General features: G+C 71.8%; 23 protein-coding genes and 1 pseudogene. 22 read left to right on the plus strand and 2 right to left on the minus strand.

What is annotated here, in order from left to right:
- The first annotated feature begins 40 nt into the window (after nt 1-40).
- From G7070_RS15215 to miaB, 14 genes and pseudogenes are all read left to right on the plus strand, one after another.
- Entirely contained in the window at nt 41-2,515 is a 2,475-nt protein-coding gene (locus tag G7070_RS15215; RefSeq protein WP_166234442.1) for an FtsK/SpoIIIE family DNA translocase, read from the plus strand.
- Between the two features lies 1 nt (nt 2,516).
- Nucleotides 2,517-3,197, plus strand: coding sequence for an SDR family oxidoreductase (locus G7070_RS15220; RefSeq protein ID WP_166234443.1), 681 nt, complete (start codon nt 2,517-2,519; stop codon nt 3,195-3,197).
- Between the two features lie 113 nt (nt 3,198-3,310).
- Nucleotides 3,311-4,210 carry an aldo/keto reductase gene (locus tag G7070_RS15225; protein ID WP_166234444.1) on the plus strand — a complete coding sequence of 300 codons (900 nt, stop codon included), beginning with the start codon at nt 3,311-3,313 and terminating at the stop codon, nt 4,208-4,210.
- On the plus strand, nt 4,207-4,932 hold the full coding sequence (locus tag G7070_RS15230; protein WP_246227154.1) for a polysaccharide deacetylase family protein: 726 nt from the start codon (nt 4,207-4,209) through the stop codon (nt 4,930-4,932). The genes G7070_RS15225 and G7070_RS15230 overlap by 4 nt, the downstream gene beginning before the upstream one ends.
- A 23-nt stretch (nt 4,933-4,955) precedes the next feature.
- Complete coding sequence (locus G7070_RS15235; protein ID WP_348981471.1) at nt 4,956-5,309, plus strand: putative quinol monooxygenase; 354 nt, start codon at nt 4,956-4,958, stop codon at nt 5,307-5,309.
- A 54-nt stretch (nt 5,310-5,363) separates the two neighbouring features.
- Entirely contained in the window at nt 5,364-6,806 is a 1,443-nt protein-coding gene (gene rimO / locus G7070_RS15240) for a 30S ribosomal protein S12 methylthiotransferase RimO (protein WP_166234445.1), read from the plus strand.
- Nucleotides 6,803-7,405, plus strand: coding sequence for a CDP-diacylglycerol--glycerol-3-phosphate 3-phosphatidyltransferase (pgsA, locus tag G7070_RS15245; RefSeq protein ID WP_166234446.1), 603 nt, complete (start codon nt 6,803-6,805; stop codon nt 7,403-7,405). The genes rimO and pgsA overlap by 4 nt, the downstream gene beginning before the upstream one ends.
- A complete protein-coding gene (locus tag G7070_RS15250) occupies nt 7,402-7,893 on the plus strand; it encodes a CinA family protein (RefSeq protein ID WP_166234447.1) in 492 nt (163 codons plus the stop codon). The genes pgsA and G7070_RS15250 overlap by 4 nt, the downstream gene beginning before the upstream one ends.
- Nucleotides 7,894-8,009: 116 nt before the next feature.
- Nucleotides 8,010-8,303, plus strand: coding sequence for a helix-turn-helix domain-containing protein (locus tag G7070_RS15255; protein WP_166234448.1), 294 nt, complete (start codon nt 8,010-8,012; stop codon nt 8,301-8,303).
- Nucleotides 8,304-8,306: 3 nt separating this feature from the next.
- Nucleotides 8,307-8,501, plus strand: a complete 195-nt coding sequence (locus G7070_RS15260; RefSeq protein ID WP_166234449.1) for a DUF3046 domain-containing protein — start codon at nt 8,307-8,309, stop codon at nt 8,499-8,501.
- A gap of 175 nt (nt 8,502-8,676) precedes the next feature.
- Nucleotides 8,677-9,731: pseudogene (recA, locus tag G7070_RS15265) on the plus strand (recombinase RecA).
- 74 nt (nt 9,732-9,805) lie between these two features.
- Nucleotides 9,806-10,054 (plus strand): regulatory protein RecX, encoded by a 249-nt coding sequence (locus G7070_RS20035; protein WP_206079826.1) that lies wholly within the window; start codon nt 9,806-9,808, stop codon nt 10,052-10,054.
- Complete coding sequence (locus G7070_RS20040) at nt 10,051-10,278, plus strand: RecX family transcriptional regulator (RefSeq protein ID WP_206079827.1); 228 nt, start codon at nt 10,051-10,053, stop codon at nt 10,276-10,278. The genes G7070_RS20035 and G7070_RS20040 overlap by 4 nt, the downstream gene beginning before the upstream one ends.
- Nucleotides 10,279-10,292: 14 nt before the next feature.
- Nucleotides 10,293-11,783: a tRNA (N6-isopentenyl adenosine(37)-C2)-methylthiotransferase MiaB gene (gene miaB, locus G7070_RS15275; RefSeq protein WP_166234450.1), complete on the plus strand. Its 1,491-nt coding sequence runs from the start codon at nt 10,293-10,295 to the stop codon at nt 11,781-11,783.
- A gap of 190 nt (nt 11,784-11,973) precedes the next feature.
- Here the strand turns inward: miaB and G7070_RS15280 are convergent, their stop codons facing one another.
- Entirely contained in the window at nt 11,974-12,201 is a 228-nt protein-coding gene (locus tag G7070_RS15280) for an antitoxin (RefSeq protein WP_166234451.1), read from the minus strand.
- Between the two features lie 97 nt (nt 12,202-12,298).
- Here G7070_RS15280 and miaA point away from each other — a divergent pair, with 97 nt between their 5' ends.
- The 5 genes from miaA to G7070_RS15305 all read left to right on the plus strand — a co-directional run bounded on the left by miaA (nt 12,299) and on the right by G7070_RS15305 (nt 17,934).
- Complete coding sequence (gene miaA, locus G7070_RS15285; RefSeq protein WP_206079828.1) at nt 12,299-13,246, plus strand: tRNA (adenosine(37)-N6)-dimethylallyltransferase MiaA; 948 nt, start codon at nt 12,299-12,301, stop codon at nt 13,244-13,246.
- Nucleotides 13,247-13,250: 4 nt separating this feature from the next.
- Complete coding sequence (gene dapF / locus G7070_RS15290; protein WP_166234453.1) at nt 13,251-14,108, plus strand: diaminopimelate epimerase; 858 nt, start codon at nt 13,251-13,253, stop codon at nt 14,106-14,108.
- Nucleotides 14,105-15,532, plus strand: a complete 1,428-nt coding sequence (gene hflX, locus G7070_RS15295; RefSeq protein WP_166234454.1) for a GTPase HflX — start codon at nt 14,105-14,107, stop codon at nt 15,530-15,532. Before dapF ends, hflX begins: the two co-directional genes overlap by 4 nt.
- A complete protein-coding gene (locus tag G7070_RS15300) occupies nt 15,525-15,908 on the plus strand; it encodes a DUF952 domain-containing protein (RefSeq protein ID WP_166234455.1) in 384 nt (127 codons plus the stop codon). The genes hflX and G7070_RS15300 overlap by 8 nt, the downstream gene beginning before the upstream one ends.
- 100 nt (nt 15,909-16,008) lie before the next feature.
- Nucleotides 16,009-17,934 carry an ATP-dependent DNA helicase gene (locus G7070_RS15305; RefSeq protein ID WP_166235377.1) on the plus strand — a complete coding sequence of 642 codons (1,926 nt, stop codon included), beginning with the start codon at nt 16,009-16,011 and terminating at the stop codon, nt 17,932-17,934.
- Nucleotides 17,935-18,054: 120 nt separating this feature from the next.
- Here the strand turns inward: G7070_RS15305 and lexA are convergent, their stop codons facing one another.
- Entirely contained in the window at nt 18,055-18,843 is a 789-nt protein-coding gene (gene lexA / locus G7070_RS15310; RefSeq protein ID WP_166234456.1) for a transcriptional repressor LexA, read from the minus strand.
- Nucleotides 18,844-19,065: 222 nt separating this feature from the next.
- Here lexA and G7070_RS15315 point away from each other — a divergent pair, with 222 nt between their 5' ends.
- From G7070_RS15315 to G7070_RS15325, 3 genes are all read left to right on the plus strand, one after another.
- Complete coding sequence (locus G7070_RS15315) at nt 19,066-19,434, plus strand: hypothetical protein (RefSeq protein WP_166234457.1); 369 nt, start codon at nt 19,066-19,068, stop codon at nt 19,432-19,434.
- 250 nt (nt 19,435-19,684) lie between these two features.
- Entirely contained in the window at nt 19,685-20,185 is a 501-nt protein-coding gene (gene nrdR / locus G7070_RS15320) for a transcriptional regulator NrdR (RefSeq protein ID WP_166234458.1), read from the plus strand.
- Between the two features lie 56 nt (nt 20,186-20,241).
- Nucleotides 20,242-23,094 carry a vitamin B12-dependent ribonucleotide reductase gene (locus G7070_RS15325; protein ID WP_166234459.1) on the plus strand — a complete coding sequence of 951 codons (2,853 nt, stop codon included), beginning with the start codon at nt 20,242-20,244 and terminating at the stop codon, nt 23,092-23,094.
- Nucleotides 23,095-23,239: the final 145 nt, after the last annotated feature.

Here is a 23,239-nt window from a genome sequence, read left to right on the forward strand (position 1 = left end):
TCGCTCGACCGATCCGGGCCCTGATTGTTAGGGTCGAGCCATGGCGACCCGCGCGTCTTCCCCCTCGCGGAGCCGATCGAACGCGTCCACGCGCTCGTCGTCTTCACGTGGCGGAAGCAAATCCAAGAACACGCGTCGATCCCCCCAGAAGTCCGGGGGCGGCATCGGCGCTCTTTTCGGTGCCCTCGGGCGCGGCCTGACCGCGCTGTGGCGCGGCATCGCCGGCTTCCTGGGCGGCGTGGTCCGCAGCTTCGGCGCGGGCGTCCGTGATCTGGATCCCGAGCTCCGGCGTGACGGCACCGGGCTGGCCCTGATCGTCCTCGGCGTCGTGGTCGCCGCCGGGTTCTGGTTCATGCTGCCCGGCGCGTTCGGCGACGGCCTGCGGGCCGGGGTCGCCACCATCTTCGGCGCCCCGTCGATCGTGCTGCCCCTCGCGGCGTTCGCGATGGCGTGGCGCACCATGCGCGACCCGCAGTCCAACGGCCCCACCGGACGCCAGCCCGTCGGCTGGCTGGTGTTCTGCCTCGGCGTCCTGGGGCTGTTCTCGGTCGCGCACGACGTCCCCGCGCCCACCCAGCCCGAGCAGATGCAGCACGCCGGCGGCATCCTGGGCTTCATCCCGAGTTCCTTCCTGATGGACCTCGGCGGGCCCTGGGTCGCCATCCCGGCCCTGCTCGCCATGGCGATCTTCGGCGCGCTGGTCATCACGGGCATCCCGCTGTACGAGGTCCCCGACCGGATCCGCGCGCTGCGCGAGAAGTACCGCCGGCCCGAGCGCGCCGACGAGCCGACCTACGGGGTCGACGAGGCCTACGACACCCCCCTCGTCACCGACCCCGACGAGACGCCCGCGCTGGAGCCGCGCTCGCCGCGCCTGGACCGCGACGAGCAGATCAACTTCGACCTCTTCGGCGAGGACGCCGCGCCCGCCCCGGCCGCCGATCCCGCCCCGGTCACCGCCGGCAGGCCCCCGGCGGCCGAACCCGCGGAACTGCAGCCGCCCGCGCACTCCAACGAGCCGCTGCGCGCCGAGCAGACCGTGCTGTCCGGCGACGTCCAGTACCTGCTGCCCGAGCCCGCCCAGCTGAAGGCCGGCAGCGCGCCCAAGGCGCGGACCGAGGCGTCCGACGCCGTCGTGGGGCGGCTGGCCGAGGTGTTCCGCCAGTTCGACATCGACGCGTCCGTCACCGGCTACACCCGCGGCCCGACGGTCACCCGCTACGAGGTCGAGCTGGGCCAGGGCGTCAAGGTCGAGAAGGTCACCGCGCTGGGCAAGAACATCGCCTACGCCGTCGCCTCGGCCGACGTCCGGATCCTCAGCCCGATCCCCGGCAAGTCCGCGATCGGCGTCGAGATCCCGAACACCGACAAGGAGATCGTCTCGCTGGGCGACGTGCTGCGCAGCAACCGCGCGCGCAACGACCACCACCCGATGACCGTCGGCCTGGGCAAGGACGTCGAGGGCGGCTACGTGGTGGCCAACCTCGCCAAGATGCCGCACCTGCTGGTCGCGGGCGCCACCGGCTCGGGCAAGTCCAGCTTCGTGAACTCGATGATCACCTCGATCATGATGCGCGCCACCCCCGACGAGGTGCGCATGCTGCTCGTCGACCCCAAGCGGGTCGAGCTGACCAACTACGAGGGCATCCCGCACCTGGTCACGCCGATCATCACCAACCCGAAGAAGGCCGCCGAGGCGCTGCAGTGGGTCTGCCGCGAGATGGACCAGCGCTACGACGACCTGGCCGCGTTCGGGTTCCGGCACATCGACGACTTCAACAAGGCCGTCCGCGCGGGCCAGGTGAAGCTGCCCCCGGGCTCCGAGCGGCACCTGGCGCCCTACCCGTACCTGCTGGTGATCGTCGACGAGCTCGCCGACCTCATGATGGTCGCCCCGCGCGACGTCGAGGACTCGATCGTCCGGATCACGCAGCTCGCCCGCGCCGCCGGCATCCACCTCGTGCTTGCCACCCAGCGGCCCTCCACCGACGTGGTGACCGGCCTCATCAAGGCCAACGTGCCCTCACGGCTGGCGTTCGCGACCAGCTCGATGACCGACTCGCGCGTCATCCTCGACCAGCCGGGCGCCGAGAAGCTCGTGGGCCAGGGCGACGGCCTGTTCCTGCCGATGGGGGCGTCCAAGCCGGTCCGCGTGCAGGGCGCCTGGGTCACCGAGCAGGAGATCCGCGCCGTCGTCAAGCATGTGACCGAGCAGTTGGCGCCGCAGTACCGCGAGGACGTCGCCGCGCCGCAGGAGTCGACCAAGGTCGCCGAGGACATCGGCGACGACATGGAACTCGTCCTGGAGGCGGCCCAGCTCGTGGTGAATCTCCAGCTGGGCTCCACCTCCATGCTGCAGCGCAAGCTGCGCGTGGGCTTCGCCAAGGCGGGGCGCCTCATGGACATCCTCGAGACCCGCGGCATCGTGGGTCCGTCGGAGGGCTCCAAGCCGCGCGAGGTGCTGGTCAAGCCCGACGACCTGGACGCCGTCCTGGCGAACCTGCAGGAGGGCTGACGTGCGCACCGTGCTGGTCACCGGCGGCACCCGCGGCATCGGCCGCGAGATCGTGCGCGCCCTCGCCCCGACGACGCGGGTGATCGTCGGCGGCCGGGACGCCGCCGCGGTCGCCGCGGTCGTCGCGGAGCACCCCGGGGCGTCCGGCTTCGTGGCCGACCTGGGCGATCCGGACGCCGTCGCCCGCGCCGTCGCGGGGCTGGGGGAGCGCCTGGACGCCGTCGTGCACAGCGCCGGCGTCGTCAGCCACGGCAGGGCCGACGAGCTGTCCTGGGACGAGTGGCGCCGCGTGCTCGACCTCAACGTGATCGCGGTCGCCGAGCTGACCCGGCTGCTGCTGCCGCGGCTGCGGGCCGCCCGCGGCCAGGTGGTCGTCCTCAACTCCGGGGCGGGGTTCACCGCCGGCCCCGGGAGCGCCATCTACGCGGCGTCGAAGTTCGCCGTGCGCGCCTGGACCGACGCGCTGCGCGCCGAGGAGCGCGGCGTGCTCCGCGTCACGTCGGTGCACCCCGGACGGGTGGACACCGACATGCAGCGCGAACTGCAGGCCGCCGAGGGGCGCGCGGACTACGACACCTCGCAGGTGATGACGGCCGCCGCGGTCGCCGGCGCCGTCGCGTTCGCCCTGGACGCACCCGCCGACGCGTGCGTCGAGACGGTCTCGGTGCGGCCCGCGGGCTGACACCGTCACCTCGCTCGTCCACGGTTCGGCGGGTCGGGCACCCGGGGTCTCCCCGTCGCTCCCACCCGGACGCCGGGAGCGCGGGTGTCGGCGCCGCGTCCTAGGCTGGGCGCATGACCGTTACCAAGCAGCGCACCATCGGGCGCTACACCGTGTCCGCCATCGGCTTGGGCGCCATGCCCTTCTCGATGGGGGGCAACACCAAGCCGAGCCACGAGCAGGCCGTCGCGACCGTCCACGCGGCCCTGGACGCCGGCGTGACGCTCATCGACACCGCCGACATCTACGCGCCCAGCTGGGACACCATGGGCCACAACGAGCGCATCGTGGCCGAGGCGCTCGCGTCCTGGGGCGGCGACCGCAGCGGCGTCGTCGTCGCGTCCAAGGGCGGCATCACCCGCAAGTCGGCCGAGCAGGACTTCCGCCGCGACGGCTCCGTGGAGTACCTGCGCGAGGCCGCACTGGCGTCCCGCGAGCGCCTGGGTGTGGAGAGCATCGACCTCTACTACTGGCACCGCCCCGACCGTCACCGCCGCTACGGCGAGTCGATCGAGGCCCTGGCCACGCTGAAGGAGGAGGGCATCATCACCGAGATCGGCATCTCGAACGCCAACGTCGAGGAGATCCGGGTCGCGGTCGAGGTGCTGGGCGACGGCGGGCTGGCGGCGGTGCAGAACGAGTTCTCGCCCAGGTTCAACCACACCTCCTACCCGGAGCTGCAGTACTGCCACAAGCACGGCATCGCCTTCCTGCCCTGGTCGCCGCTGGGCGGCACCAGCGGCGGCGCGGTGGCGGTGGGGGACCGGTTCCCCGTCATCGGCGAGGTGGCCCGCGCCCACCACGCGTCCCCGCAGCAGGTCACCCTGGCCTGGGAGCTGTCGCTGGCCGACAACGTCATCCCGATCCCCGGCGCGTCCAAGCCGGCCTCCATCGTCAACTCGGCGGCGGCGATCGACCTGGAGCTGACCGAGGCGGAGCTCGAAGCCATCAGCGCGGCGGTGCTGAACCGGTGAGCCCCACCCGACGGACGCGGCGGGCGCTGATCGCGCTCGCCGCGTCCGCCGTGGTGCTCTCCCTGCTCGCCGTCGGCGGCTACGCGCTGATGAACAGCAGGACGGCGCAGGTCGCCGGGCGGCTGGTCGACCGCGTCGAGACGGCGGAGAAGGTGGTCGCGCTCACCTTCGACGACGGCCCGACGGCCGCCGACACCGACGCGATCCTTTGGCTGTTGGCCCAGCGCGGCGTGCCGGCGACGTTCTACGTCAACGGCGGCGTCGCCGCGGCCAACCCGGGCCAGCTCGAGCGCCTCGTCGCTGCCGGCCACGAGCTCGGCAACCACACCCAGGACCACAAGCGCCTGATCTTCGTCACCCCCGACGGCGTCGCCGCGCAGGTCGAACCGACCGACGCCGCCATCCGCGCCGCGGGGTACGACGGCCCGATCACGTTCCGGCCGCCGAACGCCAAGAAGCTGGTCGTGGCGCCGGTGTGGCTGGCCCAGCACGACCGCACCACCGTGATGTGGGACGTGGAGGCCGAGGACTTCGGCGGCGGCCCGCCGCAGCCGGCCTCCGACATCGCCGAGCGGGTGCTCGCGCAGGTGCGCCCCGGCTCAATCGTCCTGCTGCACCCCTGGAACGGCCGCGCCGCGACCCAGGAGGCCACCGGCGAGGTGATCGACGAGCTGCGCCGGCGCGGCTACCGCTTCGTCACCGTGTCCGAACTCATCGGCTGACGCTGTCGGCTCGGGCGGCTAGCGTGGGCGCAACGACGACGAACCTGGAGGTGGCGATGATCTTCATCTGCGTGAAGTGGACCGTGAAGCCCGAGTACGCCGACGACTGGATCGAGCTGACCCGCCCCTTCACCGAGGCGACCCGCGCCGAGCCGGGCAACCTCTTCTTCGAGTGGTCCCGCAGCGTCGAGGACCCGAACCAGTACGTGCTGATCGAGGCCTTCCGTGAGGACGCCGCCGAGGCGCACGTCACCAGCGACCACTTCCGGGCCGCCCAGGCCGAACTCCCGCAGTACCTGCCGGTCACCCCGCGGGTGCGCAACGTGGTCATGCCGGGCGACCACTGGGACGAGCTGGGCGAGTTCCGCGTCGACTAGGCCGAACACCGCGGACGCCCCGGCCCGCGCGGCCCGCTGGGCTAGCCTGGGTCGGTGACCTCCTCGACCCGTGTCCATATCGTCTCGTTGGGCTGCGCGCGCAACGACGTCGATTCCGAAGAGCTCGCCGGGCGCCTCGAGGCGGGCGGCTTCCTGCTGGTGGACGAGCCGCAGGAGGCCGAGGCGGTCGTCGTGAACACGTGCGGGTTCATCGAGTCGGCCAAGAAGGACTCCATCGACACCCTGCTGGCCGCCTCCGACCTCAAGGGCAACGGCACCACGCAACGCGTCGTCGCGGTCGGGTGCATGGCCGAGCGGTACGGCACGGAGCTCGCCGACGCGCTGCCCGAGGCGGACGCCGTGCTCGGCTTCGACGACTACGCCGACATCGACGCCAAGCTGCGCCTGATCATGTCCGGCGCCCACCTGGAGGCGCACACGCCGACCGACCGGCGCCGGCTGCTGCCGGTGTCCCCGGCGCAGCGGCAGGCGGCCGCGCCCGGCGTCGCCATCCCCGGCATGGGCGCCCCCGACCTCCCGGCGGGCGTCGCGCCGGCGTCCGGCCCGCGCGCCGTGCGCCGCCGGATCGGCGGCGGCCCGTCCGCGCCCGTCAAGATCGCCTCGGGCTGCGACCGGCGCTGCGCGTTCTGCGCCATCCCCAGCTTCCGCGGCTCGTTCGTCTCCCGCCCGATCGACGACATCGTCGCCGAGGCGTCCTGGCTGGTCGACCACGGCGTGCGCGAGGTGTTCCTGGTCAGCGAGAACACGTCCTCCTACGGCAAGGACCTGGGCGAGCTGGGCGCGCTGGAGACGCTGCTGCACCGGCTGGACGCCGTCGCGGGCCTCGACCAGATCCGCGTGTCCTACCTCCAGCCCGCCGAGATCCGCCCCGGGCTGATCGAGACGATGTGCGGCCTCGGGAAGGTGGTGCCGTACTTCGACCTGAGCTTCCAGCACGCCGCCCCCGCCGTGCTGCGCCGGATGCGGCGCTTCGGCGATCCCGACAGCTTCGGTGACCTCCTGGAGCGGATCCGGCGGCTCAGCCCGCGCGCCGGCGTCCGCAGCAACGTCATCGTCGGGTTCCCCGGCGAGACCGAGGCCGACGTCGAGATCCTGGCCGAGTTCCTGTCGACGGCGCGCCTGGACGCCCTGGGCGTCTTCGCGTACTCCGACGAGGAGGGCACCGAGGGCGTCCGGCTCGCCGACCACGTGCCCGACGACGTCATCGAGGAGCGCTACGCCCGCCTCAGCGACCTGGCGACCTCGCTGGTGGAGGAGCGGGCGCTGGAGCGCGTCGGGGAGCCCGTGCGCGTCCTGATCGAGGCCATCGAGGACGGCGTCCCGGTCGGACGCGCCGAGCACCAGGGCCCCGAGGTGGACGGCGTGACGTCGTTCCCCGACGCCGGAGCGTCCCTGGCGGTCGGCGACCTCGCCTGGGGTAGGGTCGTGGCAGCCGAAGGGGTCGATCTCATCGCGCGCGAGGAGCAGCCGTCATGACCGAGCAGGCCAAGGTCAGTAACTGGAACGTGCCGAACATCCTGACGGCCGTCCGGATGGTCATGGTGCCCATCTTCGCGTGGGTACTGCTGGCCCATCCCCAGGACCCGACGATGCGCTGGATCGCCACCGCCGTCTTCCTGGTCGCGATCGCCACCGACGCCCTCGACGGGCGGATCGCCCGCAAGTACAACCTCATCACCGACTTCGGCAAGCTCTGGGACCCGATCGCCGACAAGGCGCTCACCGGCATGGCCTTCATCGGCCTGTCGATCCTGGCCGAGCTGCCCTGGTGGATCACCATCATCATCCTGGTGCGCGAGTGGGGCATCACGGCGCTGCGCTGGGCGATCATGAAGTACGGCGTCATGGCCGCCAACCGGGGCGGCAAGCTCAAGACCGTCATGCAGTCCGTCGCGCTCGCGATGTTCCTGCCGGGGCTGCAGTTCATGCCCGCCGTGTGGGACATCATCGCCTGGATCGCCATGATCCTCGCCTTCGCGCTCACGGTCCTCACCGGGCTGGACTACCTGCGCGAGGCCAACAAGCTGCGCGCCACCTACCTGGCCGAACACCCCGAGGAAGGCAGCCGCCGATGAGCGAACTCGCGAGCAAGGTCATCCGCACCCTCACCGAACGCTCGCTGTCGCTGGCCGCGGCCGAATCGTTGACCGGCGGGCTGCTCGGGGCGACCCTCACCGACGTGCCCGGGGCGTCGCAGGTGTACGTGGGCGGCACCATCGCCTACGCCACCCCGATGAAGACGGCCCTGCTGGGGATCGACCCCCACGTCATCGCCCAGCACACCGTGGTCAGCGAGCAGGTGGCCCTCGAGATGGCGATCGGGCTACAGCAGCGCACGGGCGCCGACTGGGTGATCGCCGTCACCGGCGTCGCCGGTCCCGACCCGCAGCAGGGGCACGCGCCGGGCGAGGTGTGGGTCTGCGTGGCCGGCCCGCGCGTCCCGAACACGCCGCAGTTCCAGCAGACCGAGCGGTTCCAGTTCGAGGGCGACCGGGACGCCGTACGGCGCCAGACCATCGACGCCGCCTTCGGGATGCTGCTCCGCGCGGCCTCGCCCGTGTAGGTTGGGGGAACATTCCGCCGCGCCACGGCGTTGTGGATGAGTCGCCTCCCGCTCGCCGCCCCCAGGGCGCGGGCGAGGGGCGCTGGATGGACAGAGACGGGAAGGGAGGTCCGGGCATGGCCGAGGTACTGATGCGAGACATGGTGGGTCAGACGCTGCGCGAACTGCGCCGCACGTCGGGCAAGACACTGCGCGACGTCTCCGGTTCGGCGCGCGTCAGCCTGGGCTACCTGTCCGAGGTCGAGCGGGGCCAGAAGGAGGCGTCCAGCGAACTGCTGAACGCGATCTGCGGCGCCCTGGACGTCGACCTGTCGGAGATGCTGCGGCTGACGAGCGAGCGCGTCGCCGCGCACGAGTCGGTCACCACCCTGCCGGTGCGCGCGATGGCGCCGCAGGCCGCGGTCGCCTGACCGTTGCGCGAGCAGGAGTTGTGGCGCCGGATCCGGGCGCACGTGGGCGCGGCGCACGCCGACACCTGGGCCCGTGACGTGGTCCTGATGGACCTGGGCGACCGGACCGTGCTGGAGGCGTTGGACGCCGGCGTCGGCGCCCAGCGGGTCTGGCGGGCCGTGTGGTCGTTCCTCGACCTGCCCGAGTCCGAGCGCTGACGCGACACGCGGCGCGTCGCTTCCCGTTCGAACGTGTGTTCGGTAATCTGAGGCGTGCCGTGAGGGTTGCGGGGCCATCCTGACGAAATGTCGGACCGGGTGCCTAACGTGAACGGTGTCGGGGTTCCCCACCCCATCACAGGTCCACCACGCGGTGATAGACGAGAGGAACGTCATGGCGGTTGCAGATCGCGAGAAGGCACTCGAAGCGGCCCTCGCCCAGATTGAGAAGGCCCACGGCAAGGGTTCGGTGATGCGTCTCGGCGAGGAGACCCGCCTGCCCATCGAGGTGATCCCACCGGCTCCATCGCCCTCGACGTGGCGCTCGGCATCGGCGGCCTGCCCCGCGGTCGCGTCGTCGAGATCTACGGCCCGGAGTCCTCCGGTAAGACCACGGTGGCGCTGCACGCCATCGCCAACGCCCAGGCGGCCGGCGGCATCTGCGCCTTCATCGACGCCGAGCACGCGCTCGACCCCGACTACGCCGCCAAGCTGGGCGTCGACACCGACGCGCTGCTGGTCAGCCAGCCCGACAACGGCGAGCAGGCCCTGGAGATCGCCGACATGCTGGTCCGCTCCGGCGCGCTGGCGCTGATCGTGATCGACTCGGTGGCCGCCCTGACGCCGCGCGCCGAGATCGAGGGCGAGATGGGCGACAGCCACGTCGGCCTGCAGGCCCGCCTGATGAGCCAGGCGCTGCGCAAGATGACCGGCGCGCTGTCCGGCTCGGGCACCACCGCCATCTTCATCAACCAGCTGCGCGAGAAGATCGGAGTCATGTTCGGTTCGCCCGAGACCACCACCGGCGGCCGCGCGCTGAAGTTCTACTCCTCGGTCCGCCTCGACGTGCGCCGCATCGAGACCCTCAAGGACGGCTCCGAGGCCGTCGGCAACCGCACCCGCGTTAAGGTGGTCAAGAACAAGGTCGCCCCGCCCTTCAAGCAGGCCGAGTTCGACATCGTCTACGGCGCCGGGATCAGCCGCGAGGGCAGCCTGATCGACCTGGGCGTCGAGCACGGCTTCATCCGCAAGGCCGGCGCCTGGTTCACCTACGAGGGCGACCAGCTCGGCCAGGGCAAGGAGAACGCGCGCAACTACCTGCGCAACAACCCCGAGGTCGCCAACGAGATCGAGCAGCGCATCAAGACCAAGCTGGGCATCGGCGTGAAGCCGGCCGACGGCGAGGTGCCCGAGGGCATCGACCCGGTCACCGGCGAGGTGGTGTTCTGACCGGGCGCCGAGGGCGTCCCGGCCGGGAGGAGCCGGCGGACCTGGGCGACCAGACCCCGGCCGATCCCCACGCCGTGGCGCGCGAGATCGGGCTGCGGCTGCTGGACGCCCGCGCCCGCTCGCGGGCCGAGCTCGCGGAGGCGATGGCCAAGAAGTTCGTGCCCCAGGACGTGATCACCGAGACCCTCGACCGCTTCGAGGAGGTCGGGCTCGTCGACGACGCGCAGTTCGCCGCGCTGTGGGTCGAGGGCCAGCAGCGCCGGATGAAGTCGGGGCGGGTCCTGCGCCAGGAACTGCGCCGCAAGGGGTCGACGACGAGGTGATCACCGAGGCGCTGGACGAGACCGCCGACGACGCCGACCACCAGGCGGCCCTGGCCTTCGCCACCAAGCGCGTCCGCAGCATGGCGGGCCTGGAGCCCCAGGTGCGCTACCGCCGCCTGGCGGGCGCGCTGGCGCGCCGCGGCTTCGCCCCGGGGCTGTGTCACCGGGTCGTAGCCGAGGTGACCAGCGAGGGCGAGGAGTTCTTCGACCCCGACCACGGGTAGAGTTGCGCCTCGTTATGACGACGCAGGCACAACGCACGTACGAAGTGATCACCTACGGGTGCCAGATGAACGTGCACGACTCCGAACGCATCTCCGGCCTCCTGGACGAGGCCGGCTACTCGCCGGCGCCCGCCGGGGACCAGGCCGACATCGTGGTGTTCAACACGTGCGCGGTCCGTGAGAACGCCGACAACCGGCTGTACGGCAACCTCGGACACCTGGCACCGGTGAAGGCCAAGCGGCCCGGCATGCAGATCGCCGTGGGCGGCTGCATGGCGCAGAAGGACCGCGACACGGTCGTGAAGCGGGCCCCCTGGGTCGACGTCGTCTTCGGCACCCACAACATCGGCTCGCTGCCCACCCTGCTGGAGCGGGCCCGCATCGAGCAGGCCTCCCAGGTGGAGATCGAGGAGGCGCTCGTCCGGTTCCCCTCGACGCTGCCGACCCGGCGCGAGTCGCCCTACTCCGCGTGGGTGTCCATCTCGGTGGGCTGCAACAACACCTGCACCTTCTGCATCGTGCCGCAGCTCCGGGGTAAGGAGACCGACCGTCGCCCCGGCGACATCCTGGCCGAGATCCGCGCCCTGGTCGCCGAGGGCGTCCAGGAGGTCACCCTGCTGGGCCAGAACGTCAACACCTACGGCGTCGAGTTCGGCGACCGGCAGGCCTTCTCCAAGCTGCTGCGCGCCTGCGGCGAGATCGAGGGCCTCGAGCGCGTCCGGTTCACCTCCCCGCACCCGTCGTCCTTCACCGACGACGTGATCGCGGCGATGGCCGAGACGCCCAACGTGATGCCGAGCCTGCACATGCCGCTGCAGTCCGGCTCCGACACGATCCTGAAGGCGATGCGCCGCTCCTACCGCAGCACCCGGTTCCTGGGCATCCTGGACCGGGTCCGCGAGGCCATGCCGCAGGCGGCGATCACCACCGACATCATCGTCGGCTTCCCCGGCGAGACCGAGGAGGACTTCCAGGGAACCCTCGACGTCGTGCGTGCCAGCCGGTTCTCCGCCGCTTTCACCTTTCAGTACTCGATCCGCCCCGGCACGCCGGCGGCCGAGATGGAGAACCAGGTCCCCAAGGCCGTGGTGCAGGAGCGCTACGAGCGGCTCATCGCGCTGGTCGGGGAGATCGCCCACGAGGAGAACCGGAAGCTCGTCGGGCGCACCGTCGAGGTGATGTTCGCCGACGGTGAGGGGCGCAAGGACGGCGAGACCCACCGCGTGTCGGGCCGGGCGCGGGACAACCGCCTGGTGCACGTCACGATCCCGGCGGGGATGCCCGCCCCGCGTCCGGGCGACCTGGCCGACGTCGAGATCACGTACGCGGCGCCGCACCACCTCAACGCGGACGGGGCCGTGACCAACGTGCGCCGCACCGCCGGTGGGGACGCGTGGGAGCGCTGGAACGGCGGCGGCGCGCCGAACGCCTCGATCGGTCTGGGGATGCCGCTGCGGCGTCCCGAGCCGATGGCCCCGGCGTCCGGCGGCTGCTCGGTCGACTGAGCCTCGCGGGCCGCACCACGCGGCCGGCCCACGTCCGCGGGCGCGGTGCCCCCGGCCCTGACCGACCACGCCCGCTGGACGCCTCGGGTCCGCGGCCCCGGACACGACACAGGGCCGACCCCGCGGGGATCGGCCCTGGCCGAGATACTTGCCTCTTGACGATCGAACGCCGCAGCGTCGGTCGTGAACGTCAGGCCTGCTCGCCCTCCACGGGCGCGGCGGGCTGCTCGGCGGGCGCCGGAGCGGCGTCGTTCGGCTGACCGATCTGGTCCTTGAGGAAGTCCTGAGCCTGGTCCACCTTGTCGGCGTACTTGCCATCGGTCTTCTGATCGATGAAGTCGCCGGCCTGGTCGATCACAGCCTCGACCTTCTCCTCATTGGTGTCAGCGGCGTTCTTGATGTCGTCGAAGATGCCCATGTGGCCTCCTTTCGCTCGTCGTCGCCGGGCCCATCGGCACGCGGCGCCACCAGGTTAGCCGCCGCGGTGGCGTCCGGCACCCCCACAGCGGGCGACAATGGAGGACGTGATCCCCCTGCTGGCCGTCAACGGCCCCACCGCGAGCGGCAAGTCCGGCCTGGCCATCGACGTCGCCCTGGCGCTGATCGCCTCCGGCCAGCCCGCCGAGGTGGTCAACGCGGACTCGATGCTCGTCTACCGGGGGATGGACATCGGGACGGCCAAGCCCACCGTCGAGGAGCGGCGCGGCGTCCCGCACCATCTCATCGACATCCTCGACGTCACCGAGAGTGCGACGGTCGCCGACTTCCAGCGCCGGGCCCGGCGGGCCTTCGCCGAGGTGCGCGGCCGGGGAGCGGTGCCGGTCGTGGTGGGCGGCTCGGCGCTCTACATGCGGGCGATCCTCGACCACTTCGACTTCCCCGGCACCGACCCCGCCGTCCGCGCGCGCTGGGAGGCCGAGCTGGCCCGTGTCGGCCCCCACGCCCTGCACGCCCTGCTGGCGCGGCGCAGCCCGGAGGCGGCGCGCGAGCTGGAGCCCGGCAACGGGCGGCGCATCGTGCGGGCGCTGGAGGTGCTGGACCTGGCCGGCGACCACCGGCCGACGCTGCCGGAGTGGACCTACGAGGTGCCCGGGGTGCTCAGCCACGGCCTGAGCCTGGAGCGCGCCGTCATGGACGAGCGGATCGACCGCCGGGTCGACGCGATGTGGGCCGACGGCCTGGTCGAGGAGGTGCGGACGCTGGCCGACCGGGGGCTGCGGGAGGGGTTCACGGCGAGCAAGGCGCTGGGCTACCGCCAGGTGCTGGCCTTCCTCGACGGCGAGACCAGCGAGGAGGAGGCCCGCGCGGAGACGGCGCGCCGGACCCGCCGGTTCGCGCGCAAGCAACTGAGCTGGCTCCGCCGCGACCACCGCATCACCTGGCACGACGCGGCCTCCGGAGGGCTGGCCGATCGGTTGGCCGGGGTGGTGCTGTCGGCGAGCGATCCGGGCGTGGGAGAATAGACCAATGGTTCAGTTCGCCAAGGGGCACGGCACGCGCAACGACTTCGTGCTGCTCACCGACCCCGACGACCGCGAGCCGCTCGACGTCGAGCAGGTGCGTCACCTCACCGACCGGCGCGGCGGCATCGGCGGCGACGGCGTGCTGCGCGCGGTCCGGGGCGGGCACGTGCCCGGCTGGGACGGCGACCCCGACGCCTGGTTCATGGACTACCGCAACGCCGACGGCTCGATCGCGGAGATGTGCGGCAACGGGGTGCGCGTCTTCGCCCGGTACCTCGTCGAGGAGGGGCTCGTGCCCGCGGGCACGACGCGGATCCCGATCGGGACGCGCGCCGGGCTGCGCGTGGCCGACCTGCTGCCCGACGGGCGCGTCCGCGTCTGGATGGGGCGGCCCGAGGCGTCCGGCGAGCCCGTCAGGGTGACGCTGGGGGAGCGGAGCTGGCCGGCGGCGGCCGTCGACGTGGGCAACCCGCACGCGGTGGTGCTGCTCGACTCGGCGGCGCAGGTGGCCGAGCTGGACCTGACGCGGGCGCCCGCCTGGGAGCCGGCGTCGATGTTCCCCGCGGGCGTGAACGTCGAGTTCATCGCCCCCGCCGGCGAGGGCCGCGTGACGATGCGCGTCCACGAGCGGGGCGTGGGGGAGACCGAGAGCTGCGGCACCGGCACGGTGGCCGCCGCGACGGCGGCCGCGACGGCCGCCGGACGGAACGAAGGAACCTGGACCGTCACGGTGCCGGGCGGTGAGGTGGAGGTCGAGTTGGCCGGCGGCGAAGCCTGGCTGACCGGCCCCGCCGCCATCGTGGCCCGCGGCGTCCTGGAGTGGCCGGGCGGCCCGGGCCGCCCGGATGGAGGAGCGACATGACCGACGAACACGACGACGAACTCGACTACGACGGCGAGCAGCTCGACCTCGACGAGCGCATCTCGCTGCGGCGCGTCCCCGGGATGTCGACCCAGCTGGCCGACATCACCGAGGTCGAGTACCGCGAACTGCAGTTGGAGCGGGTCGTGCTGGTGGGCGTGTGGACCACGGGCAGCGAGCAGGACTCCGACAACGCCATGGCCGAGCTCAAGCTGCTCGCCGAGACGGCCGGCTCCGACGTGCTGGACGGCCTCGTGCAGCGCCGCAGCCACCCCGACCCGGCCACGTTCGTGGGGCGGGGCAAGGTGGACGAGGTGCGCGAGGTCGTGATCGCGACCGGCGCGGACACGGTCATCGTCGACGGCGAGCTCGAACCCGCGCAGCTGCGGAACCTGGAGGACCGGATCGGGGTCAAGGTCATCGACCGGACGTCGCTGATCCTCGACATCTTCGCGCAGCACGCCAAGTCGGTCGAGGGCAAGGCCCAGGTCGAACTGGCCCAGCTGCAGTACCTGCGGCAGCGGCTGCGCGGCTGGGGCGGCAACCTGTCCCGCCAGGCCGGTGGACGCGCGGCGGGCGGCGCCGGCATCGGCGGCCGCGGCCCCGGCGAGACCAAGATCGAGACCGATCGCCGGCGGATCCGGACGCGGATCGCGCAGCTGCGCAAGCGCCTGCGCGACCTGGACGGTGTCCGCGACACCAAGCGGGCCGAGCGACGCCGCAACCAGATCCCCTCGGTCGCGATCGTCGGCTACACCAACGCGGGCAAGAGCTCGCTTCTGAACCGGCTCACCGGCGCCGGCGTCCTGGTCGAGGACGCGCTGTTCGCGACGCTGGACCCCACCACCCGGCGCGCCGAGACCGCCGACGGGCGGGTCTACACGCTCACCGACACCGTCGGATTCGTGCGGCACCTGCCCCACGACCTCGTGGAGGCGTTCCGCTCGACGCTGGAGGAGTCCGCCGAGGCCGACCTGCTCGTGCACGTCGTGGACGCCAGCGACCCCGACCCCGCGGGCCAGATCACCGCGGTGCGCACCGTGCTGAACGAGATCGGCGCCGGCCACATCGCCGAGCTGATCGCGTTCAACAAGGTGGACCTGGTCGACGAGGCGGCCCTGCTGCCGCTGCGGACGCTCGCCCCCGACGCGCTGTTCGTCTCGGCCCGGCGCGGCGACGGCCTGGACGCCCTGCGCGCGGCGGTGGAAGCGCGGCTGCCGCGTCCGGCCGTCGAGGTGCGCGTCCTGATCCCGTACGCCCGCCACGAGCTGATGGACCGGATCCACAAGGCGGGCGAACTGCTGGCGTCGGAGCACACCGCCGACGGCACCCGGGTGCACGCCCGGGTGAACGAGGACCTGGCCGGCGAACTGGCGCCCTTCCTGGAGGCGTCGGCGCAGGCGGGAGGAGGAACGCATGGCTGAGTCGCTGCCGCTGTGGCACGTGTCGGAGCGGTCCCTGTGGGAGGAGGCGCTGGGCGCCGGCGTCTACCGCTGGTCCACCCGGGGCCGGACGCTGGGGGACGAGGGCTTCATCCACTTCTGCTACCCGTCGCAGCTGGAGTGGGTGGCGCGCCACTTCTACGACGGCGTCACCGAGCCCCTGGTGATCCTGGAGGTGAACCGCGACGCCCTGGGGGCGCCGATCCGGCTGGAGTCCGTGCTCGGGTCGGAGGAGCGGTTCCCGCACCTGTACGGGCCGCTGCCCACCCGCGCGGTCGCGTTCGTCCGGACGTTGGAGATCACCGCCGAGGCGATCACCATCGGCGATCCCGAGCACGTCGACCGCACCGGTGGCTGACGCGCAGGCCCCGCGCACGCAGGAGACCACGCGCACACAGCAGATCCTGAACGCCGCCGTCGCCGGGATCGCCGGCAGCGAGCGCCCCGGCCAGGACGCGATGGCGGCGGCCATCGATCGCGCCTTCGCCGACGGGGAGCACCTGCTCGTGCAGGCCGGCACCGGCACGGGCAAGTCGCTGGGCTACCTGGCGCCCTCGCTGGCCTACCTGCTGGAGCACCCCCGCGGCCGCGTCGTGATCGCGACCGCGACCCTGGCCCTGCAGGCCCAGCTGGCCGGCGCCGACATCCCGGCGGCGGTCAAGGCGGCCGAGAAGGTCGGGGGGCGCACGGTCACGCACGCCATCCTCAAGGGCCGCACCAACTACGCGTGCCTGCACCGCGTCATCGAGGGTGCCGGGGCCGAGCAGGACACGCTGCTGGGCGCCGCTGAGGTGGCCGAGGGACTCCGCAAGACCCGGGCGGACGCGTCCTCGGTGCTCGGCGCCGAGGTGGTCGCGCTGCGGGAATGGGCCCGCGACGAGCTGGACGCCGAGGGCGCCGGGGACCGCGACGACGCGCCGACGCACACCGCCGCGGCGTGGGCGCAGGTGTCGGTGCCGGTGCGTGAGTGCCTGGGCGCCCAGCAGTGCCCGTTCGGCGACGTGTGCTTCGTGGAGCGCTCCCGGGCCAAGGCCAGGGAGGCCGACCTCGTCGTCACCAACCACGCGTTGCTCGCCATCGACGCCATGCACGGCAACACGGTGCTGCCCGAGCACGACCGGCTCGTCATCGACGAGGCGCACGAGCTCACCGCCCGGGTGACGGGCGCGGCGTCGCACGAGCTCAGCCCGCAGCAGGTCGAGCGGGTGGCGCGACGCTGCCTGCCCTACCTCGACGACGACCTCGCGATCGAGTTCCTCGACCTCGGCGAGATCCTGACCGATGCCCTGGCCGACGCGCCGCTGGAGCGGATCACCGACCCCGAGTCGCCCATCGTCGCGACGCTGGCGCGGATCCGGGACGTGGCGCGCCGGGTGGTCAGCCAGGCCAACGGCGACGAGCCCGAGGCCAAGCAGGCCTCCGCGGCCGCCAAGGAGATCTTCGACGTCGCCGAGGCCATGGCGGCACTGAAGGACGGCGACGTCGTGTGGGTCAGCGAACGCGAGCGCTTCGGCCGGTGGCTGGTCGCCGCGCCCCTGGACGTGGCCTTCCTGCTGCGCGACCGCGTCCTGAGCCAGACCCCGACCGTGCTCACGTCGGCCACCCTGACCATCGGGGGCCAGTTCGAGGCGGCGGCGTCCTCGGTGGGGCTGAAGCGCGACGAGCGGGCCGACGCGGGCGCCGAACCGGACGACGACGCGCAGGCGTGGCGCGCCCTCGACGTCGGGTCGCCATTCGACTACCAGCGCCAGGGGATCCTCTACGTGGCGGACCGGTTGCCGCCGCCGCGCCGCGACGGCATCACCCCGGAGGCGCTGAAGGAACTCGCCGAGCTGGTCTGGGCGGCCGGCGGCCGCACGCTGGGGCTGTTCGCGTCCCAGCGCAACGCCGAGGCGGCTGCGCGGCACTGCCGGGCCGAACTGCCCGGGCAGACGATCCTGTGCCAGGGGGACGCCCAGCTCAGCGAGCTGACCCGACGCTTCATCCGCGAACCCGAGACCAGCCTGTTCGGGACGCTGTCGCTGTGGCAGGGCGTCGACGTCCCCGGCGAGACCTGCCGCCTGGTCGTGATCGACAAGATCCCCTTCCCGCGGCCCGACGACCCGCTCATGCAGGCGCGGCAGAACGCCGTGAGCAGGTCCGGGGGGAACGGCTTCATGTCGGTGGCGGCGGCGCACGCGGCGCTGCTGCTCGCCCAGGGCAGCGGCCGCCTGATCCGGCGCGTCACCGACCGCGGCGTCGTTGCGGTGCTGGACCCCCGTTTGAAGACCGCCCGCTACGGCGGGTTCCTGCGCTCGTCGCTGCCGCCGTTCTGGTCCACGACCGACCCGGAGGTGGCCGTCGCCGCGCTGCGTCGCCTGGGCCCCGAGGCGAAGGCGGGCTGAGCCAGGGGCGTCCGCGTCCTCCCGGGCGGCCAGGCTCACTCGTCGGCGCACGACGCGCACCCGCCCCGGCACAGCGCTGCCCGCGACCGGCGGCCGCGGGCAGCGTGGGTCGGGAACGGGTCAGACGCGCCGCAGGACGGCGGTCACCTTGCCGAGGATCGTGGCCTCGTTGCCGTCGATGGGGGAGTAGGCCTCGTTGTGCGGCAGCAGCCACACCTGCCCGGGCGTCCGCTTGAAGGTCTTGACGGTGGCCTCGCCGTCGATCATGGCCGCGACGATGTCGCCGTTGTTGGCGTCGGGCTGCTGCCGGACCACCACGTAGTCGCCGTCGCAGATGGCGGCGTCGATCATCGAGTCGCCGCGGACCTCCAGCAGGAACAGCTCGCCCTCGCCGACCAGGTCGCGCGGAAGCGGGAAGACCTCCTCGACCTGCTGCTCGGCCAGGATGGGGCCGCCGGCGGCGATCCGACCCAGCATGGGCACCTGGACCGCGCGCGAGACGTGCACGTCCTCGTCGTAGCCGGACGCCGCGGGCGCGGCCTGCGGGGCGGTGCGGACTCCCGGCCCCTGTGCGCCGGGCAGGTGGACGACCAGGGCGCGCGGCCGCTTGGGGTCGCGGGAGAGGAAGCCCTTGGCCTCCAGGGCCTTCAGTTGGTGCGCCACGCTGGAGGGCGACGCGAGGCCGACGGCCTCGCCCATCTCGCGGATGGTGGGCGGGTAGCCGCGCTCGGCCAGCGCGGTCTGGATCGTCTCCAGGATCAGGCGCTGGCGCAGCGTCAGCCCGTCGGCGTCGGCCGGCCCGTCGGGGAGGGCGTGCACCTCGCCCAGCCGCGCGAGGTCGTCCTCGCTCGGTCGGCCACGTCGATGCTGCCGGGGGATGCCGTTCTCGCCGCTGTCCTTGCTCGCCATGGCAGCAACCTAAGGCACGCGCGCCGGCTAATCAAACACCTGTTCGACCGTGTCGCCACCGAGCGGGCGGCGCCCCGCAAGAAATGTCGGAGGCGGCGTGCAGGGTGATTCCTGAGCCCGAACGGCCCGCCGAGAAGGCGCCGGGAGGGTTGCAATCGTAAGAGTGTTCGATAATACTGTTCGAACAGGCGTTCGATGGACGCCGGACGGAAGGAGTCAGTCATGACCGCACTGCTGCTGGATTACCCGACCACCGCTCGGGTGCGCGTCCGGCCGTCCCGCGAGCACGCGGGTGTCCCGGTCGCTCCCCACCGCACGGCGCCGCACCGCTCCACCGGGCCGACGCAGCGGCGCTGGTCGGTGGCGCAGGGGAGTTCCGCACGCCCCGCAGTCGCGCCGGCCGTCGCTTCGGGGCGGCTCTACTGGACGCCCCGCGGGCTCGCCGTGATGATCGCGCTGGTCGCGATCGTGGCGGTGACGATGGTCGCCACGATCGTGGGATCGTTCCTGGCCGTGAGTGACGCCCCGCTGGTGACCCCCGCCCCGCAGGCGGCCCTCGCTCAGCCCGCCGCCGCGGGACTGGTGGGTTGACGGCCCCACCGCTCCGGTCACCCCCTTAAGAGCCGCCCCGCGCCAGCGCGAGGGCGGCTCCGTCGCCTCCGCAACATCGCGGCGCGTCTGGGTTGATTGTGGTGACGGAACGGCCTAACCTCTACATCTAGTAGTTACAGCGGTGTTCTTAGTCCACAGGTAGTGGTTCTGGTCCACACGATGTACACCGATCATCCACAAGCGCATCCACAGGCGGGGTGTCGCGCGCGGTCGCGAGGAAGGGGGAGCCATGCACTGTCCATCATGCCGGTACAAGGACTCCCGCGTGCTCGACTCGCGCGTGGCCGAGGACGGCAGCTCCATCCGCCGGCGCCGCGAGTGCCGGTCCTGCGGCAAGCGGTTCACGACCCTGGAGCAGATGCAGCTCGTGGTCGTGAAGCGCTCCGGCGTCATCGAGCCGTTCTCCCGCGAGAAGGTCGTCAACGGGGTGCGCAAGGCCTGCAAGGGCCGTCCCGTCTCCGACGCCGACCTCGCCAAGCTCGGCCAGCAGGTCGAGGAGTCGCTGCGCAGCAGCGGCCAGGGTGAGATCGAGGCCGACGACGTCGGCCTGGCGATCCTGCGCCCCCTGCGCGCGCTCGACGCGATCGCCTACCTGCGGTTCGCCTCGGTGTACCAGCACTACGACTCGGTGGAGGACTTCGAGTCCGCCATCGAACAGCTCAAGGCCAGCGGCGAGGCGTCCACAGCGGCGTCCCATCCAGCGCAGCCCCTACCCGATCAGCTGTTCTGATCACCCGTCCAGACATGCCACCCGACGACAGCGTCAACCCACACAGGAGGAGCAGAGTGACCGCAACCAAGCAGGCGCCACGCAAGGCAGCCGCCAAAGGCAAGGGCCTGAGCATCGAGCGCGTCTTCACCACCGAGGGTGTCCACCCTTACGACGAGGTGGCCTGGGAGAAGCGCGACGTCGTGCAGACGAACTGGAAGACCGGCGAGACGGTCTTCGAGCAGAAGGGCGTGGAGTTCCCCGACTTCTGGAGCGTCAACGCCTCCACCATCGTGACCACCAAGTACTTCCGCGGCGCGGTCGGGACGCCGGCGCGCGAGGACAGCCTGCGGACCCTGATCGACCGGGTCGTCGGCAAGTACCGCGACGCCGGCGAGGAGAACGGCTACTTCGCCACTCCCGAGGACGTCGAGATCTTCGAGCACGAGCTCACCTGGATGCTGCTCCACCAGGTGTTCAGCTTCAACTCGCCGGTGTGGTTCAACGTGGGCACCAAGAGCCCGCAGCAGGTCAGCGCGTGCTTCATCCTGTCGGTCGACGACTCGATGGACTCGATCCTCAACTGGTACAAGGAGGAGGGGTTCATCTTCAAGGGCGGCTCCGGCGCCGGCCTGAACCTGTCGAAGATCCGCTCGAGCAAGGAGCTGCTGTCCTCCGGCGGCACCGCCTCGGGGCCGGTCTCCTTCATGCGCGGCGCCGACGCGTCGGCGGGCACCATCAAGTCCGGCGGGGCGACCCGCCGTGCGGCGAAGATGGTCGTGCTGGACGTCGATCACCCCGACATCGAGGAGTTCGTCGAGACCAAGGCGCGCGAGGAGGACAAGATCCGTGCCCTGCGCGACGCGGGCTTCGACATGGATCTGGGCGGCAAGGACATCGTGTCCGTGCAGTACCAGAACGCCAACAACTCGGTCCGCGTCAACGACGAGTTCATGGCGGCGGTCGAGGACGGCACCGAGTTCGGTCTCAAGGCCCGCATGACCGGTGAGGTCATCGAGAAGGTGGACGCCCGCGACCTGTTCACCAAGATCGCGAAGGCCGCCTGGGAGTGCGCCGACCCGGGCATCCAGTACGACGGCACGATCAACGCCTGGCACACCAACCCGGTGACCGGCCCGATCACGGCGTCGAACCCCTGCTCGGAGTACATGAGCCTGGACAACAGCTCGTGCAACCTGGCCAGCCTCAACCTGCTGAAGTTCCTGCGCGCCGACGACACGTTCGACACCGAGACCTTCGTCAAGGCCGTCGAGCTGATCATCACCGCGATGGACATCTCGATCACCTTCGCGGACTTCCCGACCGAGCCCATCACGAGGACGACCAAGGACTACCGCCAGCTCGGCATCGGCTACGCCAACCTCGGCGCCCTGCTGATGGCCATGGGCCGCGGCTACGACTCCGAGGGGGGCCGCGGGCTCGCCGCCGCCATCACCTCGCTGATGACCGGTGCCGCCTACCGGCGCTCCGCCGAGCTCGCCGCCGTCGTGGGTCCCTACGCGGGGTACGCGCCGAACGCGGCCGCGCACCAGAAGGTGATGCGCAAGCACCAGGCCGCCAACGACGACCTGCAGCTGACCGAGGCCGCGGACGCGCCGGTGCAGGCCGCCGCGACCGACGAGTGGGCCAAGGTGGTCGAGCTGGGCGCCCGGAACGGCTTCCGCAACGCGCAGGCCTCGCTGCTGGCGCCGACCGGCACCATCGGCTTCATGATGGACTGCGACACGACCGGCATCGAGCCGGACTTCTCGCTGGTCAAGTTCAAGAAGCTCGTCGGCGGCGGCTCGATGCAGATCGTCAACCAGACGATCCCGCGCGCGCTGGAGAAGCTCGGCTACACCGCCGAGGTCGCCGAGGCCATCGTCGCCTACATCGCCGATCACGGGCACGTCGTCGGGGCTCCCGGCCTGAAGACCGAGCACTACGAGGTCTTCGACACCGCGATGGGCGAGCGCGCCATCAAGCCGATGGGGCACGTCCGGATGATGGCCGCCGTGCAGCCGTTCCTGTCCGGCGCGATCTCCAAGACGGTCAACCTGCCCGAGACCGCCACGGTCGAGGACATCGCCGACGTCTACCTGCAGGGCTGGAAGCTCGGCCTGAAGGCGCTCGCGGTCTACCGCGACAACTGCAAGGTCGGCCAGCCGCTGTCCGACGGCAAGAAGAAGGAGGAGCCGAAGGCCGAGGCGGCCAAGCCCGAGGTCCGGGTCGAGTACCGGCCGCGGCGCCAGCGCCTGCCCAAGACGCGCCTGTCGCGGACGACCTCGTTCAGCGTCGGCGGCGCCGAGGGCTACATGACCAGCTCGGAGTACGAGGACGGCCGCCTGGGCGAGCTGTTCCTCAAGCTCGGCAAGCAGGGCTCGACCCTGGCCGGCGTGATGGACGCCTTCTCGATCGCCATCTCCATCGCGGTCCAGTACGGCGTGCCGCTGGAGACCTACGTGCAGAAGTTCACCAACCTCAAGTTCGAGCCGGCCGGCATGACCGACGACCCGGACCTGCGGATGGCGCAGTCGATCATCGACTACGTCTTCAAGCGCCTCGCGCTGGACTACCTGTCCTTCGACGAGCGCTCGGAGCTGGGCATCTACACCGCCAAGGAGCGCGCCCGCTACGTCGAGACGGGCTCCTACCTCTCCGAAGAGGACGAGGCGGAGATGATCGAGTCGGAGTCGCTGAAGAACGACGCCGTCGACGACATGCGCTTCGACGAGTCCGGCCCGAACCAGCCGACGCTGGTCTCGGCGGCACCCGACCTGAGCGAGGCCCACACCACGGCCGAGCTGATGGAGCGGGTCACGGGCCAGGCCGTGGACGCGCCCCTGTGCCTCACCTGCGGCACGAAGATGCGCCCCTCGGGTAGCTGCTACGTGTGCGAGGGCTGCGGCTCGACCAGCGGCTGCAGCTGACCGACGCGGACGGCCCCGAACCCAGCCGGGTTCGGGGCCGTTCGCCTTTCCGGCCGGGCCCGCGGGAAGGTCCACTATGCACAGCACTACCTAATAGGTAGTGTTATGCATATTCGAAGGAGGTGTTCGGGTGGGGGCTGTGCCG

This window comes from Propioniciclava coleopterorum (assembly GCF_011393335.1).
Classification (GTDB): Bacteria; Actinomycetota; Actinomycetes; order Propionibacteriales; family Propionibacteriaceae; genus Propioniciclava; species Propioniciclava coleopterorum.